The organism is Aliihoeflea sp. PC F10.4 (genome assembly GCF_054612275.1).
In genome coordinates, this window is sequence record NZ_JBTSWH010000001.1 from 358998 (window position 1) to 374388 (window position 15391).

Annotated in this window: 19 protein-coding genes; 6 read left to right on the top strand and 13 right to left on the bottom strand. The window is 62.1% G+C overall.

The window, feature by feature from the left end:
• Nucleotides 1-4: 4 nt before the first annotated feature.
• Genes flgG through ACX82Z_RS01730 form a run of 8 tightly spaced genes read right to left on the bottom strand, consistent with a single transcriptional unit; the run spans nucleotide 5 to nucleotide 5746 of the window.
• Nucleotides 5-802 carry a flagellar basal-body rod protein FlgG gene (gene flgG / locus ACX82Z_RS01695; protein WP_459586424.1) on the bottom strand — a complete coding sequence of 266 codons (798 nt, stop codon included), beginning with the start codon at nucleotides 800-802 and terminating at the stop codon, nucleotides 5-7.
• Nucleotides 803-818: 16 nt separating this feature from the next.
• A complete protein-coding gene (locus tag ACX82Z_RS01700; protein WP_459586425.1) occupies nucleotides 819-1145 on the bottom strand; it encodes a flagellar hook-basal body complex protein FliE in 327 nt (108 codons plus the stop codon).
• A complete protein-coding gene (flgC, locus tag ACX82Z_RS01705) occupies nucleotides 1145-1561 on the bottom strand; it encodes a flagellar basal body rod protein FlgC (protein ID WP_459586426.1) in 417 nt (138 codons plus the stop codon). Before flgC ends, ACX82Z_RS01700 begins: the two co-directional genes overlap by 1 nt.
• A 2-nt stretch (nucleotides 1562-1563) precedes the next feature.
• Entirely contained in the window at nucleotides 1564-1944 is a 381-nt protein-coding gene (flgB, locus tag ACX82Z_RS01710; RefSeq protein ID WP_459586427.1) for a flagellar basal body rod protein FlgB, read from the bottom strand.
• 60 nt (nucleotides 1945-2004) lie between these two features.
• On the bottom strand, nucleotides 2005-2547 hold the full coding sequence (locus ACX82Z_RS01715; RefSeq protein ID WP_459586428.1) for a hypothetical protein: 543 nt from the start codon (nucleotides 2545-2547) through the stop codon (nucleotides 2005-2007).
• Nucleotides 2528-3892 carry a flagellar protein export ATPase FliI gene (fliI, locus tag ACX82Z_RS01720; RefSeq protein ID WP_459586429.1) on the bottom strand — a complete coding sequence of 455 codons (1365 nt, stop codon included), beginning with the start codon at nucleotides 3890-3892 and terminating at the stop codon, nucleotides 2528-2530. The genes ACX82Z_RS01715 and fliI overlap by 20 nt, the downstream gene beginning before the upstream one ends.
• A complete protein-coding gene (gene flgF, locus ACX82Z_RS01725) occupies nucleotides 3893-4618 on the bottom strand; it encodes a flagellar basal-body rod protein FlgF (protein ID WP_459586430.1) in 726 nt (241 codons plus the stop codon).
• Nucleotides 4619-4627: 9 nt separating this feature from the next.
• Nucleotides 4628-5746 (bottom strand): DUF1217 domain-containing protein, encoded by a 1119-nt coding sequence (locus ACX82Z_RS01730; protein ID WP_459586431.1) that lies wholly within the window; start codon nucleotides 5744-5746, stop codon nucleotides 4628-4630.
• 156 nt (nucleotides 5747-5902) lie between these two features.
• Between ACX82Z_RS01730 and motA the strand changes: the two genes are divergently transcribed.
• The 6 genes from motA to ACX82Z_RS01760 are packed head-to-tail and all read left to right on the top strand — an operon-like array spanning nucleotide 5903 to nucleotide 10777.
• On the top strand, nucleotides 5903-6781 hold the full coding sequence (gene motA / locus ACX82Z_RS01735; protein ID WP_459586432.1) for a flagellar motor stator protein MotA: 879 nt from the start codon (nucleotides 5903-5905) through the stop codon (nucleotides 6779-6781).
• A gap of 30 nt (nucleotides 6782-6811) precedes the next feature.
• Nucleotides 6812-7747, top strand: a complete 936-nt coding sequence (locus tag ACX82Z_RS01740) for a FliM/FliN family flagellar motor switch protein (protein ID WP_459586433.1) — start codon at nucleotides 6812-6814, stop codon at nucleotides 7745-7747.
• Between the two features lie 17 nt (nucleotides 7748-7764).
• On the top strand, nucleotides 7765-8187 hold the full coding sequence (gene fliN / locus ACX82Z_RS01745; RefSeq protein ID WP_459586434.1) for a flagellar motor switch protein FliN: 423 nt from the start codon (nucleotides 7765-7767) through the stop codon (nucleotides 8185-8187).
• Nucleotides 8187-9239, top strand: coding sequence for a flagellar motor switch protein FliG (locus ACX82Z_RS01750; RefSeq protein ID WP_459586435.1), 1053 nt, complete (start codon nucleotides 8187-8189; stop codon nucleotides 9237-9239). Before fliN ends, ACX82Z_RS01750 begins: the two co-directional genes overlap by 1 nt.
• 9 nt (nucleotides 9240-9248) lie before the next feature.
• On the top strand, nucleotides 9249-10340 hold the full coding sequence (gene flhB, locus ACX82Z_RS01755; protein ID WP_459586436.1) for a flagellar biosynthesis protein FlhB: 1092 nt from the start codon (nucleotides 9249-9251) through the stop codon (nucleotides 10338-10340).
• Nucleotides 10337-10777: a hypothetical protein gene (locus tag ACX82Z_RS01760; RefSeq protein WP_459586437.1), complete on the top strand. Its 441-nt coding sequence runs from the start codon at nucleotides 10337-10339 to the stop codon at nucleotides 10775-10777. Before flhB ends, ACX82Z_RS01760 begins: the two co-directional genes overlap by 4 nt.
• Nucleotides 10778-10840: 63 nt before the next feature.
• On the opposite strand, the gene ACX82Z_RS01765 is transcribed toward ACX82Z_RS01760, so the two are convergent.
• The 5 genes from ACX82Z_RS01765 to ACX82Z_RS01785 form a co-directional block, all read right to left on the bottom strand.
• Nucleotides 10841-11554: a helix-turn-helix transcriptional regulator gene (locus ACX82Z_RS01765; RefSeq protein WP_459586438.1), complete on the bottom strand. Its 714-nt coding sequence runs from the start codon at nucleotides 11552-11554 to the stop codon at nucleotides 10841-10843.
• Between the two features lie 2 nt (nucleotides 11555-11556).
• Nucleotides 11557-12231 carry a helix-turn-helix transcriptional regulator gene (locus ACX82Z_RS01770; protein ID WP_459586439.1) on the bottom strand — a complete coding sequence of 225 codons (675 nt, stop codon included), beginning with the start codon at nucleotides 12229-12231 and terminating at the stop codon, nucleotides 11557-11559.
• 350 nt (nucleotides 12232-12581) lie between these two features.
• The gene (locus tag ACX82Z_RS01775; RefSeq protein ID WP_459586440.1) at nucleotides 12582-13616 is read right to left on the bottom strand and encodes an ABC transporter substrate-binding protein; all 1035 of its coding nucleotides are present in this window, start codon (nucleotides 13614-13616) and stop codon (nucleotides 12582-12584) included.
• A 30-nt stretch (nucleotides 13617-13646) separates the two neighbouring features.
• The gene (locus tag ACX82Z_RS01780) at nucleotides 13647-14453 is read right to left on the bottom strand and encodes an ABC transporter permease (RefSeq protein WP_459586441.1); all 807 of its coding nucleotides are present in this window, start codon (nucleotides 14451-14453) and stop codon (nucleotides 13647-13649) included.
• Complete coding sequence (locus ACX82Z_RS01785; protein WP_459586442.1) at nucleotides 14446-15390, bottom strand: ABC transporter permease; 945 nt, start codon at nucleotides 15388-15390, stop codon at nucleotides 14446-14448. The genes ACX82Z_RS01780 and ACX82Z_RS01785 overlap by 8 nt, the downstream gene beginning before the upstream one ends.
• Between the last annotated feature and the right edge of the window lies 1 nt (nucleotide 15391).

Consider the following 15391-nt stretch of genomic DNA (forward strand, 5'->3'; position numbering starts at 1 on the left):
AGCCTTACCTCATGCTCTGGGTGATGGTGGAGGCCATCTGGTCGGCAGCCTGGATGACCTTCGAGTTCATCTCGTAACCGCGCTGCGCGCTGATCATTTCCGTGATCTCGCGTACGGGGTCCACGTTCGAACTTTCCAGATAGCCTTGCTCGACCTTGCCCATGCCCATCTCGCCGGGAACACCTTCTTCGGCATCGCCGGAGGCTTCGGTCTGGCGGAAGAGGTTGTCGCCGAGCGGCATCAGGCCCGCATTGTTGGCGAACCGGACCATGTTGAGCGTGCCGGCCTGCACCATCTCGGCATTGGCGCCACCATCGGGCGCGCGATAGAAAACGTCGCCGGACTGGTTGATCTGGATATCGAGAGCGCCTGCGGGCAGGTTGATGCCCGGCATGACGCGGTAGCCCTGAACGGTGACGAGTTCGCCTTCGCCGTTCAGGTTGAACGCGCCGGCGCGGGTATAGACGTTTTCGCCGTTCGGTCCTTCGACCTGGAACCAGCCTTCGCCGTTGATCGCGATGTCGAGCGTGTTGCCGGTCGAGGCGAAGGAGCCCTGCATGTGGACGTTGCGCACGGCAGCGAGCTTGACGCCGAGACCGAAGCTCGCCCCTTCGGGGACGAGGCCCGTATCGGCGCGCGTCGGCACGCCCTGAAGCTTGTCGACCGTATAGAGCAGGTCGGTAAACTCCGCACGGGCGCGCTTGTAGCCGGTCGTGTTGATATTGGCGATGTTGTTGGCGATGACTTCGAGATTGGCCTGCTGGGCCGTCATGCCGGTCGCCGCGATTGCGAGTGCTTTCATGGTGGCGTCGTCTCCGTCAGATCTGCATGCGGCTGATTTCGAGGTAGGAACTCACGATCTTGTCGCGGATCGCGATGGCGGCCTGAAGCGATTGCTCCGCGCTCATCACGGCATCGACGACTTCGCGCGTTTCGAGGCCGCCCTGCATGCCCTTGAAGGAGGCCTGTTCGGCGGTCTGCAGCTTGCCGATGGTCGCCATGGCGGTATCGCCCAGCGCCTCGGAAAAGCTTTGGCCGATGGTCGGCGTCTGCGCTGGTTGGGCAAATGCCGGCTCGAGCGCGCGCTGCGCGCCGGCGATGTTCTGGCCGGCAATGTTCTGGAAAGCTGGAATGGCCGTCAGCATCAGGTGCTCCGCATCAGGTCGATGGTCATTGAAATCAGCTCACGCGCCTGCTTGATGACCTGTAGATTCGCGTCGTAGCCGCGATTGGCCTCGCGCATGTCGGCCATCTCGATCAGCATGTTCACGTTCGGCATCTTCACATACCCCGCCTCGTTCGCCGCCTCATGCCCCGGCAGATATTCGAGCGGGAAAGCCGTGCGGTCGTTTGCGATCGAGGAGACGTTGACGAGCGAGCCACCCGACGCGCGATCGAGTTCGGCGGCGAAGGTGATCGTCTTGCGCTGGAAAGGCTCGGAGCCGGGAATGTTGCCGGTCGATTGCGCATTGGCCATGTTTTCCGACACGATGCGCAGGCGCTCGGACTGTGCGCCCAGCCCGGAGGCGGCAACCTTCATAGATGTGATCAGCGGATCCAAGCTCAGCCCCTCGTCGTCATCAGATACATGCGGTGGAAGGCCTTCACGATGCCGGTGTTGAGTTCCAGCCCGCGACGTACTTCACCGGCCTTCATCAGTTCCTGCTCGATCGTAACCGTGTTGCGGCCCGGCAGTTCGGGACCGTCCGGTTCGATCTCGCGGACCTGGAAATTCTGTTCCGTCGCGCCGAGCGAGACGTGGTTGACGTGCGTTCTGTCGAGGCCGACGCGCGTGTTGGCCAGTACTTGTTCGAACGGTGCGACATCCTTGGCGGCGTAGCCCGGCGTATGAACGTTCGCGATATTGCCCGACACCGCCGCCTGGCGGACGGAAAGCCATTTGGCCTGTTCGGAGGCAAGCGAGAACAGGTTGACTGGTTGCATGACGGTTCCTCGATCTTGACGATGAACCTAGCCGTCCAGTCTTGCGTCAGCCTTGCGAGCCTATTGCGCGGGAACGACGAGGCCGTCGGAGTTCACGAGCACCCATTTGCCGTCACGCTGTTCGATCGACGAAGCTCTCGTCGCGTCGGGCAGGGTCGAACCCGGCTGAACGACGAAATAGCCGCCTTCGTCCTCGATCATCGCACGCCCGTTGGCGATATGAACGATGCGGTAGGGAACCGTCGCCGGTTCGGGAAAGGGCTGGTCGACGATGACTGGCCGGGGCGCGTCGACGACGGCCGAGGCCGTTGTGAAGAGGTCGAGCTCCATGATCGGAAAATCGTCCGGCGTCATCGGGGTCGCCGCAAAGGGTATGGGCGCATCGGTCGTGCCGATATGGCCGGGCGTCATATTGCCCGAAAAACGCATTTCGCGGACGCCGAACTGTTCCTGATTGTAGAAGACGTACCAGGGGAAAGCAGCACAGGCGAAGGCGAGGCCAAGGCCGCCCACGGTGATGGCGATGTCGCCTTTCGACAGGCCGCGCCGATGCATGAAGCGCTTCCATGCGGTCTCGTGATGTTCAGTTGGCGGCGACTTCACCGGATGGCTCCTTTGGCTTCAGGCCCATCGCGAGGTCGGCGAAGGGGTCGATCGACGGGCGGTCGTGGGGCGACTGCGCGAGCGCGGCGTAAACCAGCGGCACCTGTCTGACGGCCTGATCGAGTTCATGATCGGCGCCGGGCTGGTATCCGCCCAGCAAGCGGATGTCGCGCGTGTCCTCGAAGCGGGCGATCAGTGCTTTCAGCATCGTCACCAGCCGACGCTCCTCTTGCGTCCATGCCTTTGGGGCCAGCCGCGAAATCGAGGCCAGCGGATCGACCGGCGGATAGCGGCCCTGCTCTGCGATTGCGCGGTCGAGAACGACATGGCCGTCGAGAATGCCGCGTGTGGCGTCGGCGACGGGATCGTTGTGGTCGTCGCCGTCGATCAGCACCGACAGGATCGCCGTGATCGAGCCTTCGCCGGCAGGTCCCGGACCGGCGCGTTCGAGAAGCTTCGGCAGATCGGTGAAGACGGAGGCGGGATAGCCGCGCGCCACGGGCGGCTCGCCGGCCGCGATGGCCACCTCGCGCAGTGCATGCGCGTAGCGCGTGATCGAATCGAGAACGAGCAGCACCTTGTCGCCGCGCGCGCGAAAGTGCTCGGCGACGCTCATGGCGGTTTCGGGCGCGCGCCGGCGCATCATGGCGCTCTCGTCGCTGGTCGAGACGACCGCGACGGTCTTTTTCATCGCCGTGCCGATCGTGTCTTCCAGAAATTCGCGCACCTCGCGTCCGCGTTCGCCGATCAGGGCGACGACGACCGTGTCGAACGCGTCGGCATTGGCGAGCATGGCGAGAAGCGTCGATTTGCCGACGCCGGACCCGGCGAACACGCCCATGCGCTGGCCGAAACAGAGTGGCGTGAAGATGTCGATGACCTTGACGCCGGTGCGAAAGCCCTTGTCGACGCGTTGCCGCGACATGGCGGCGGGGGCGGCGCTTGCTGTTTCGCCAGTGCCGGGAGCAACCGGGCCAAGACCGTCGATGGGACGGCACAGCGCGTCGATGGCGCGTCCGCGCCAGGAGGCGTCGGGCGCAAGGCCGAGCGCGCCGACGATCGTCACGGTTTCGCCGACGCCTGCGTCCGCCGAACGGTCAAAAGGCGAGACCATCACGCGGTTGCCGCTGATCTGGACGACCTCGCCAAGCCGCAAGCCGGCGCGCGAGCGGTGCTCGACAACGTCGCCGAGCCGCGCCGTGCGCGTCAGACCCTCGACCATGATGTGGGTCGCGGTGACGTCCGATACGCGCCCACCGGTTCGAACGAGGCCGTTCGCATCGGCAAAGCGCATATGGATTCGCTCCAGCGCTTCGAGCGCGGATATCCGGGCGGGATGGCTCATTTACGAACCACCGCCAAGCGTCCTGATCGCATCGTCGAGCGAGGATTCGGAATTGCGTGTCAGTGCAGCCATGCTTTCGAAGGCACGCTGAACCTGGATCAGCCGCGTCATCTCCAGAACCGGATCGACGTTCGACTGTTCGACGAAGCCTTGCATCACGCCGACGTCGGGATTGTCGAGGATCGGTTGCGGCTGGGTTGGCGGCACGACGCCCGAATTGCCGTACCGCACGAAATTGATGCCGGGTGTGAATTCGAAAAGACCGACGCCGCCGACGAGATTTCCGTTCTGGCGGATCGTTCCGTCGCCCGAGACGACGGGCGGTCCGGCCTGCGGGTCGAGAAGGATTTCGGCGCCGCCGGCATCGACCACGGGATAGCCTTCGATCGAGACGAGCTGGCCGTTTGGCTGGATCGTGAAGCGGCCGTCACGGGTCATGACAAGCCCGGCCGGCGTCTGGATTCCGAACCAGGCTTCGCCCCTGACCGCCATGTCGAGCGGATTGCCGGTTTCCTTGATCCCACCGCTTTGGGTCGACAGATAGGTTTCGCCGGTGGAAACGAACGCGACCGATTTCTGACCCATGCCGGTGACGAGATCCTCGAACTTCACGCCTGTTGCGCGAAAGCCGACCGTGCCGGCATTGGCGACATTGTCGGCGATCGTGGTCAGGCGGCGTTCGAGCGCGACCTGCGAGGAAAGGGCGACGTAAAGTCCGGGCTGCACGGTTGATCCTCAGCTTTTCATGCGGGCGATGGTGAGAAGGATGTCGCCCGAAATTCCAAATTCCGGCGGCTGTCCGAACAGGACGGCTGTAGGGCTCAGGCCCGCGGAGGAGGGATTGTTCATCTCCCACATCGCGGCGAAGCGGCTCATGAATGGTCCCAGTTTTTCGGGGTCCTGGAAATCCTCGATGTCGAGCCGGCTTTCGAAGAACTTGACCTGCCTGTCGATGTCAGCTTGCGCAAATGAATCGGGAAGGCCGAGCGCGGTGCGCACGACCTGTCCCAGCGCCCGATCCCCAAGAACTTCGTACCAGCTCGTTATGCCACCGGCCTTGCGCTCGAAGTAGAGCGCGAGGCGCACGCCCTCGTTCTGATTGCCCGCATCTTCTTCCAGCGTCTGGCGCAGATAGGCGCCCATGGCTCCCGTGCCGGCCTTGGTGAAGGTTGTTGCCTGCGCGCCATGTTCTGCGAAATTATAGGCGCGCACGAACGCTTCCAGCTCCGCCTTTTCTTCATCGGTTTCGCCGAACGCCGCCGCGTTTTCGACGCCACCATCGAGGAGGTTTTTCAGGAAAGCCTTGTCGTCGGCACGGTCTTCCAGACCATGCGCGCGCAGCGCGTAGTCGAGCAGCCTGTCATTGGCGAGCAGGCCATCGGCCGAAGTGATCGTGGAAATGGTGCTGAGATAGTAGGTCGTTTCAGCTTTCTGGACGTCGGCGGGAATGCCATCCCTCTTCGCCGACAATGCATATAGGCCGATCGCGCCCTGCTGGGCGGGATTGAAGCTCGTGGCTTCCGCGCCATGGCGGGCGAAATCGAACGCCTTGGCGAATTCGGCGTAGCGCTTGTCGGTCAGCTTGTTTGCGAAGGAGTCCGGGTCTTCGACGCCTTCCTCCAACACCTTGACCATGAAGGCTTTCGCGTAAGCCATGTCCTGAAGGCCGAAAGCCTTCATCGCATAGTTGAACAGCCGGTAATCGTCGACGAATTCCTCGACCGACGTGACCTTTGAGATGTTGGCGAGGTAGTGCTCGGTTTCCCGTTTCACCAAAGGCTGCGCTTCGATGCGCGCCATGGAGCGGTCGAGATTGCGCGTGATTTGCTGATAGCTTGCAAGCGTTCCGATCACGGCCAAGGTCCCCCGTTCTCAAAGTTCGGCACATAGCCTGATAGCGCGGCCGGCTTGCGCGAAGCTGGCAGGCGGAACAGGGAGCCGTTCAAGCCTCGCGCAAGCCCGCGCAGCTAGAAGGTCCGGGGCGGACTAAAATGCGCTGGAAGGATCGTCGTGGGCATTCTCATTGGTTTCGTTGTCATTTTCGGTTGCGTGTTGGGTGGCTACATGGCCATGGGCGGCCATCTCGACGTGCTTTTCCAGCCGTGGGAACTCGTCATCATCGGGGGAGCCGGTGTCGGCACGTTCCTGATCGCCAATCCGCTTTCGACCGTGAAGGATGCGGGGAAGGCGACCATGGAGGCGTTCAAGGGTTCCGTTCCCAAGGAGCAGGACTATCTGGAAGTGCTGGGCGTGCTGCACAGCCTGATGCGCGAGTTGAAGACCAAGTCGCGCAACGAGGTGGAAGCGCATATCGACAATCCGCAGGAATCGTCGATCTTCCAAGCCTATCCGAAGGTTCTGAAAAACAAGGATCTGACGAACTTCATCTGCGACTACTGCCGCATCATCATCATCGGCAATGCGCGCCCGTTCGAAATCGAGGCGCTGATGGATGAGGAAATCCACACCATCCGCCATGACAAGCTGAAATCCTATCACGCGCTGACCGTCGTCGGCGACGCGTTTCCAGCGCTCGGCATCGTGGCCGCCGTGCTCGGCGTCATCAAGGCGATGGGTGCGATCGACCAGTCGCCGGAAATCCTTGGCGGTCTCGTTGGCGCGGCCCTCGTTGGCACGTTTCTCGGCATTTTCCTGAACTACGCCGTCGTCGCGCCGGTCGCGGGCAAGATCAAGCTGGTGCGCGAAAAGCAGAACCGCCTTTACATCATCGTCAAGCAGACCCTGCTCGCCTACATGAACGGCTCGCTGCCGCAGGTGGCGCTGGAGTTCGGCCGCAAGACGATTTCGGCCTATGACCGCCCCTCGATCGATGCGGTCGAGCAAAGCACTTTGAATATGGGTGGCGAAGGGGTCAAAAAGGCTGCCTAATCGCCAAGTGATTCTCGTCAGGGTTCTTTAATGGCTTTGAAGCCGAGCATATCAGCGCCGCAGCGCAATCCGATCGTCGAACGGCTCGTTGGAGAAACCGGCGAGCCGCAACGCGTCACCGAGGCTGCCGGAGCGCTGGCGACGCGTGTCATCCCGCAACTCATGGCCGACCTTGAGGAACTGGTTTCGTTCCCTTTGGAAATGCAACTCGATACCGTCGAGGTCGTGCGGTTCGGAGAAGCAAAGCCGAGCCAGCCGAAATTCGAGGCGATGACGATCGTCCCGTCCAAGTCCTCGCCCGATGCGCTCGCGATCCTCGCCGATGCCGACCTCGTCGGACTGCTGGTCGGCGCCGTGTTCGGCGGCGATCCCGAACAGCCTTTCGAACCGATCGACCGCAAGCCCTCGCCGATCGAGCTCGACCTCGTCTCGGTGCTCTTCACAGGGGTGGCGAAAGCGTTCAACGGCTCGGGCGACCGCGCGCTCGATCTCAATTTCCCGCTCACCCAGCCCGCCTGCGGCGCAGAACTTTCCAAGCTTGCGCTGCGCGACGGGCCGGGCGTGCGGATCGCATTTCGCATCTCATCCCCGGCTGGGTACGGAACCTTGTCGGTTACGATGCCGCAACGCGTGCTTTTGACCCATCGCGCCGACGGGGCCGAACGAAAGACGGCGTCGACACCGACAGCCTGGCGCGCCCGCTTCGGCGAGGAGGTCATGCGCTCCAACGTGGCGCTGCAGGCGACCATTCCGCTTTCGAAGATGACGCTTGGCGAACTGGCTGGCCTCAAAGTCGGTCAGGTCATCGAAATGCCCAAGGACGCGCAGGTCAACACGCGCCTGTCAGCCCGGCGCAAGACAATTTTCGTATGTGAGTTCGGCAAGCTCGGAAATCATTTCACGGTTCGCGTGCGTGATCCCTACGATGCAGGCAAGGATTTCATGGACAGCCTGATTTCCGGCTGAACTGGACTGGAAAAGATATGACGAACGCTCAAACCGCCAAGCCCGAGGATATCGAGGAAAGCCAGCTCAACCAGGCTATCGAGGAATTGCGCGGCGTTCTGAACGAAAGCGAGGCCGAGGCCGCGCAGGCTGTAAGCGAAAACGGCGCGAGCGCTCCGCGTGTCGCGCCGAGCAGCGCGCAGCCGGCAGGCAATTCCGTCATCATGAACATTCCCGTCGACGTCCAGATCGTTCTCGGCTCGACCGAGATGCCGGTTTCCGAACTGATGGCGTTGCAGAAGGGCTCGACCGTCGCTCTCGACCGCCGCATCGGCGAGCCGGTCGACATCGTCGTCAATGGCCGCAAGATCGCGTCGGGCGAGATCACCGTGCTTGAAGATGATCCGTCCCGTTTCGGCGTCAAGCTGACGCAGATCGTGGACACGACCAGGCAGGGTTGATGAAGCACGCCAACTCCATGCCCGAGGACATGCGCACGCCCTCCGATCCGGCGTTGCGCGGTCTGACGAAAGCCCAGAAGGCGGCCGCGATACTCGTCGCGATGGGAAAGCCGTCTGCGGGCAAGCTCTTGAAATTCTTCAAGCAAGAAGAATTGAAGGCATTGATCGACGCGGCACGCCTGCTCCAGACGATTTCGCAAAGCGAACTGGAGCGGATCGTCGCGGAATTCGAAAGCGAGTTTACCGAGGGCGCGGGTCTTCTCGATTCCAGCGACCAGATGGACAGCATTTTGAACGACACCTTCTCGCCGGACGAGGTGGATGTCATCATGGGGCGTGGCAAGCCGGGCGCGAGCGTCGATACGGCTCCGACGATCTGGTCGAAGCTCGATACGATGGACCCCGCGCGCGTCAACCAGCTTCTCGCCGAGGAGCACCCGCAGACCATCGCGCTCATCTTGACGAACATGAAGCCGCCGGTTGCCGCCAAGGTGCTCCTCACCTTCGAAAAGACGGCCAGAAGCGGCATCATCAATCGGATGCTCGCGCTCAACGCTATCCAGCCGGCGGCGCGCAAGCTGATCGAAGGCCAGTTGCAGAACCGGATCGCCGAGCAGTCGAAGACGAAGAATGTCGGCGCTGCGCAGGCGCGCGTGGCAAGCCTTCTCAACGAACTCGACAAGTCCGATCTGGACGAGGTGATGTCCGATCTGGAAGCCTCGGGACAAACCGATGTTGCCGCCTTGCGCTCACGGCTTTTCGCCTTCGAGGACATCGTCAGGCTCGACCAGAAATCGCGGGTCGCGCTGTTCGACGGGCTGTCGACCGAAATCGTCACGCTCGCGCTACGCGATTGCGACGGGGAGTTGCGCGAGGCGATTCTGTCGGCCATCGGCGCGCGCTCGCGGCGAATGATCGAATCGGAATTGTCCGCCCCGTCCGATATCGGTTTCGAAACAATCCTCGACGCGCGCAAGTCCATCGCGTCGACCGCGTTGCGGCTTTCGGGGCAGGGCGTCGTCGAACTGCCGTCACTCGACGCCGCCGCTTGACTCTAGGCCATGAGCGAAGACACCGACAAGGAAAGCAAGACAGAAGAGGCGACCGAGAAGAAAATCCAGGACAGCCTCGAAAAAGGGCAGGTCCCGGTCGCCAAGGAACTCGCTTCCGTCGCTTCCTTCCTCGCCATTTTGACCTTCTTCGTGTTTTTCGCGCAGCAAAGCGCGACCGAACTCGGTGTCTTCCTGTCGATGTTTCTGGAGCGCCCCGACGAGTGGTCGCTCGCTACGCAGCCCGACGCCGTCAATCTCTACCGGGTCGTCGCAATCGAAATCGCCAAGGTGCTCGGCGCGCTGCTTGCGCTCCTGATGTTCGCGGGCATTGCGGCGTCCGTCCTGCAAAACATGCCGCGCATGGTTCTCGACCGAATCCAGCCCAAGCTGTCGCGCCTGTCGCTTAAAAAAGGCTGGGAGCGACTTTTCGGGCAGCAGGGCTGGGTCGAGTTCGGCAAGTCCATCGGCAAGATCCTGATCGTGGGCGGCTTCGTCGTCTTCGCGCTTCGGCAGGCGCAATATCGTCTGCTCGAAGGGATGCTCACGCCGCCCGACGTATTCGTCGGCACGATCAGGGAGATCGCGATCGAGATCGTCGTGGCGATCGTCCTGATCATGGTGGTGATCGCTGCGGCCGATCTCTTGTGGTCACGCTTTCATTGGCGTCAGGAACTGCGCATGACCCGACAGGAGGTCAAGGACGAGATCAAGCAGTCGGACGGCGACCCCATCGTCAAGGCTCGGATGCGCTCCCTGCAGCGCGACCGTGCGCGTCACCGGATGATGGCGTCCGTGCCGACCGCCACGCTCGTCATCGCCAACCCAACCCATTTCGCGATCGCGCTGCGCTATGTGCGCGACGAAATGGCTGCGCCGATGGTCGTCGCCAAGGGGCAGGATCTCGTGGCGCTGAAGATTCGCGGGATTGCGGAGGAAAACGGCGTTCCGGTCTTCGAGAACGTCGATCTCGCCCGCTCCATGTATAAGCAAGTTTCGGTGGATAGAGTTATCCCGTCCGAGTTTTACCAGGCCGTCGCGGAACTTGTTCGTATCGTTTACGCCAATTCGCAAGGGCCGGGTGAGGGGAGTCGAGTATCATGATCAAACAGCCTTACGCCGAAGCACGGGAAATCATCGTCGCCGACGCCATCCGGGAGGTCGTCAGCGAATTGCGGCTGATCGACGTCGCCGACTACATCGCGTTCATCCGCATGGAGCGGTTCTCGTCGATTGCCGATCTGGTCGATTCCGCGGCCGAGCTTTATTTCATGCCGGGCGCACTGCGTCTGGGACATGGAGGAGAAGCGCATTCCGCCTGGGAATTGCCACCCAAAATCGCGCTCGATCTCGAACTGCATCCGGGCGGCGCGAAAGTCTATTTCACGCTGACGCTCGCTGCCGAGACGGCATCGATCGAGGTCAATTACGTCTCGTTCGACAATCCGTCCGACGATGCAGACCTCAACACGATGCGTTTGAAGGCGAGCCTCGATGCGGCGCGTATCCGCGCAAGCGAACCGATGCGCAAGGCGGGTTGAATGCCGATTACGGTTTTGCGCAATTGCGAGCGCAAAACCGCTGCAGACTTTTGCCGGAATTGCTTATGAGATGATGCCGGCGCGCAGCGCCTTGGCGACGGCATGCATGCGATTGACCGCGTCGAGCTTCTCCACCACCGCCGAGACATATTGATTAGCGGTGTGAACCGAAAGGCCGAGCCGTTCGGCCAGCTGCTCGCTCGTCAGACCATCGGCGGTAAGCTTGAGGCATTCGAGATCGCGCCTCGTCAGATTGCTGACGGGGACGGCTTCAGGCGTCCGCAAGGCGCAGGCGGACCGGAACAGGGCGAAGGCGCGCAAATGAGCCCGCGTAAGCGCGTCCTCGTCGAGCGCAGGCTCCGCACCGCTCACGGCGACAAGGCCGCGCCGTCCACAGGACGAATGGACCGGGAAGACGATTGCGATCTCGCCGGTCACGAGACATGCCTCGTGGCTGCGTACACCCGACGGCACCGCGCTCACGGTAGCGCCGAAGATCGTCGGCGTGGCGCATCGTGCCGCCTCGGCAAGGCCGTTTTCGTCGCCGCCTGCCGTCAGCAGGCGTGAGAGCGACGAAAAGCCCGGATAGCTGGAGTCGATAAAGGGAAGAAGCGTCGTGCCGCCATCCCTGTGCGCGGCGAGAACCAGCGCAAACCGCTTGGCCGTCAGCATGGCTGCCAAAGCCTGCCCGCGCGCGGTCAGCGCCAGGAAAGCAGGTGAGGCGTCGCCGGTGTCTTGATGGGTATCGAAGCTTTGGTCGAAGCCGCCCTGCAACATCGTCAGATCATGCCCGTGCGGATCGCGGTCGCGATCGCCATGGCGCGGTTTGTGGCCGCGACCTTCTGGATGGCCTTGGCCACATAAGCGTTGATCGTGTTGGCCGAAACGCCAAGTATCAGCGCGACTTCTTCAGTCGTCTTTCCTTCGGCTACCCAGCTCAGGCATTCGCGTTCACGCACGGAGAGCGGCGAGGCGGCGGCTTGCGTTGTCTTCAGCCTCTGGCCAAGCGCGTAGATGGCGCGCATGTGTGCAAGTTCGGCCTCCTCAAGCGAAATCGCCGCATCCTGCGAGGCGCAGTAGACGGCAACGAAGATCGCATCCCCGACCGGCAGGTGTTGGCACACCATGCTGCCATAGCCGCGTTCGTGCATGGAAGCAGCGATGTCGCCGGGCAGGCCGGCGTCGACCGTCAAGATTGCCGCGTCATCGCCGGGCGCGACGGCAAAACCCGTCCCGGCCAGCAATTCCATGCCGGCGCTGCCGAGTTCGGCCAGCATGTCGAACGGCCAGTTGCAGGCGACCAATCCTGCGCCGCCGGTCTTCGGCCGATGTTCGTAAAGAAGATAGGCGTCCGCGCCGATGCGGCGGGAAAAGCCGCGCATCAGCGCCGCCATCTCGCGCAATCCGCCTTCGGCGATGCGATCGGTTCTGAAAGTCGGAAATGCCTCGGTCATCTTGCCGTCGATCGTCCAATTATCCAGTATCACGGTCGTGCGGACGCACGATCCCGTCGCCGTCATGTCGCCATGACAGTCGCAAAACGCATTGAACTCTCGACAAAAGCGAAGTCGCCCCCGCAGGATCGACGCGATCGACACCCAAGCCCCAAATGCCGGCAAACTGATCGCGAAGCACCACTGATCCCTGTGAACATTGGTACGTAACAGCTTGATTCGCGTCAAGATTCGGCACGTGAAGTTTCACGCGTTCATCATGCGCGAGGGCAGTTGAGTCTTTTCCGCAACACATGAAAAAGCGCCGGCGGGTAGCCGGCGCTTCCAAAAAGACGAGTCGGAAAAAGGGGTTAGCGCAAAAGCTCGGTCCAGATCTGGGTGTAGAGCTGCTGCACGTCATCCGGGCAAGTCACGCTGAAATAACCTGCTGCTTCGTGTTCGGCCGGCACGACGATCTCCGGTGCGGTACGCATGTCTTCGGGCATGAATTCGTCCGAACCCTCGACGCCGTTCGCATAGCGCGCGAATGCGGAGATCATCGCCGCGTTTTCCGGTTCGAGAACGAAGTTCAGGAATGTCTTGGCGTTGTCCGAATTTTGCGCGTCGGTGAGGATGGCGGCCGAATCCATCCATACCGGATAGCCTTCCTTCGGATAGCCATAAGCAAGCGCGTCATTTTGCAGGCGAGCGCGCATCGACGCGCCGTTCCAGTTGACGCCTGCATCCATGTCACCGGCGACGTACTGGTCGACCGTGCCGTAATCCATCGCGATCCAGTGCTGCTTGGCCTCGACGAGTTTGTCGCGCGCCTGCCGCAGCACGTCGCGGTCGTTCGTGCATTGCTGGCCACCGACATAGCGCACGGTCATGTTGATGATGTCCGTCATTTCCGGAACGATATTGACGCGGCCCTTCAACTCGTCCGGCGGATCGAGGAAGATGGCGGAGGTGTTGATATCGCCGTCATAGACGGACGTGTTGACGATGACGCCCGTCGTGCCCCACTGCCACGGCACCGAATGCGTGCGGCCCGGGTCCCATTCCACATCGCGCCAGCGCTCCGCGATATTGGCGATGTTCGGAATTTCCTCGGGATCAAGTTCCTGAAGAAGTCCGGCCTCGACCCAGATCGGCATGTAGTTGTTCGAGGGCACCACGATGTCGAAGCCATGGCCGCCGGCACGAATGCGGGTCAGCGCGGTGTCATTCGAATCGTAGTCGGTCACGGTGACGGTGATGCCCGTCTCTTCTTCGAATTTCGAGATCAGTTCGGGGCTGGTGTAGTTGCCCCAATTGTAGATGTTGAGCGAGCCGCCCTGGGCAAAGCCCAGCGAGGTCGATGCCGCGAGCACCGCTCCCGCGAGCGCCAGTCGAGTGAGTTTCATTTCATGCACTCCCATTTTGTTCGGTTCCATTCAGGCTTTCTTGCGTGACAAGAGGAAGAAGACGGTCACGGCGATCAGGGACAGGAGAAGAAACAGCGTGGAGATGGCGTTCATCTCCGGCGTGACCACGCGGCGCAACTGGCCGAGCATATAAGTGGGCAGCGTGTCCTGTCCGGCTGATTTGATGAATTCGGTGATGACGACGGTGTCGAGCGAGGTGACGAAGCCGAGCATGAAGCCGGCGAGGATGCCGGGGATCAGAAGCGGCAGCGTCACATAGCGGAACGCCTTGAGCGGCGTTGCGTAAAGATCGGCCGCTGCGCGCTCCAGCGTCAGGTCCATCGTCTCCAGGCGCGCGCGGATCGGGAGATAGGCGAAGGGGATGCAGAAAGCGGTGTGCGCGGCGATCAGGTAGCCGAGCCCCTGATAGCCGGTCGCAATCTTGATCATCGCAAAGAAGATCAAGAGCGCGACGCCAGTCACGATCTCCGGCACCATCAGCGGCTGGTTGATGAGCGCGTAGACCATGGTCTGTCCGGGAAAGCGGCGTTCGTTGCGCGTCGTCGCCAGCGCCGCCATCGTGGCGAGGATCGTCGCCAGCGTCGCCGCCCATGCAGCGATCACGAGCGAGCGGATCGATACGTCCTGCACCTGCCGGTTCGCGAAGGCGGCCTCATACCAGCGCAGCGAGAACCCTTCCCAGCGCGACATCGAGGACGCTTCGTTGAAGGAATAGATGACCAGCGTGACGATCGGCAGATAGAGGAAGATAAAGGTGATGATTGCAATCACGCCGAAGCCGGGCAGGGTCGCGACCGAGAAATTGCGCTTACCCATGGCGCTGGCCCTCCTGACGCGAGGTGGCGCGGATATAGACCATCAGCGCAGCGACGACGATAACGAGAAGCGTCAGCGCCAGCGCGGAGCCGAGCGGCCAGTTGCGGCCCTGACCGAACTGGAGTTCGATCAGGTTGCCGAGCATGAGGTTGCGCCCGCCGCCGAGGATGCGAGGGGTCACATATGCGCCGATGGCGGGAATGAAGACGAGGATGGAGCCGGCGATGAAGCCCGGCTTCACCAGCGGCAGGACGATGTGCCAGAGGACTTTCAGCCGCGTGGCGTAAAGGTCGTATCCAGCTTCCAGCAGCTTGAAGTCCAGCTTTTCCATGCTTGCGTAGAGCGGCAGCACCATCAGGGGCAGGAACACATAGGCCATGCCGAGCAGGATGGCGAAGTCGGTATAGAGCATCTGGATCGGTGCGGAGATGATGCCCAGCGAGCGCAGGATCGTGTTGATCAGCCCCTCGTTGCGCACGACTTCCTGGATCGCGAATGTGCGGATGACGAGGTTTGTCCAGAACGGGATCGTCACCAGGAAAAGCCAGATCGGCCGCACATCCGGCGCGCGGGTGGCGATGAACCAGGCGGTCGGGAAGCCTAAAATGGCGGTGATGACCGTGGTGTAGAACGCAAGCGCGATCGAGCGGCGGAAGATGTCGAGATGGGCTGTCGCGGGGCCGACCGTGTCATCGAAGATGTCGCGCGAGAAGAAGACCTGAAACCAGCCATTCGTCGAAAATTCCCACAGGACGCCGCCGAAGTTTCCAGGCGTCAGGAACGAATAGACGAGGACGATCAGCAGCGGACCGGAAGCTGCCAGAAGGAGGACGACGAGCGCGGGCGCGAGCAGTCCCCAACGCCATGCGATGTCACCGCGCCGCGCCTTGGGCTTGTCCGTATCCGCGCCGTGCGGCGCCATCTCCACCGCACTCATC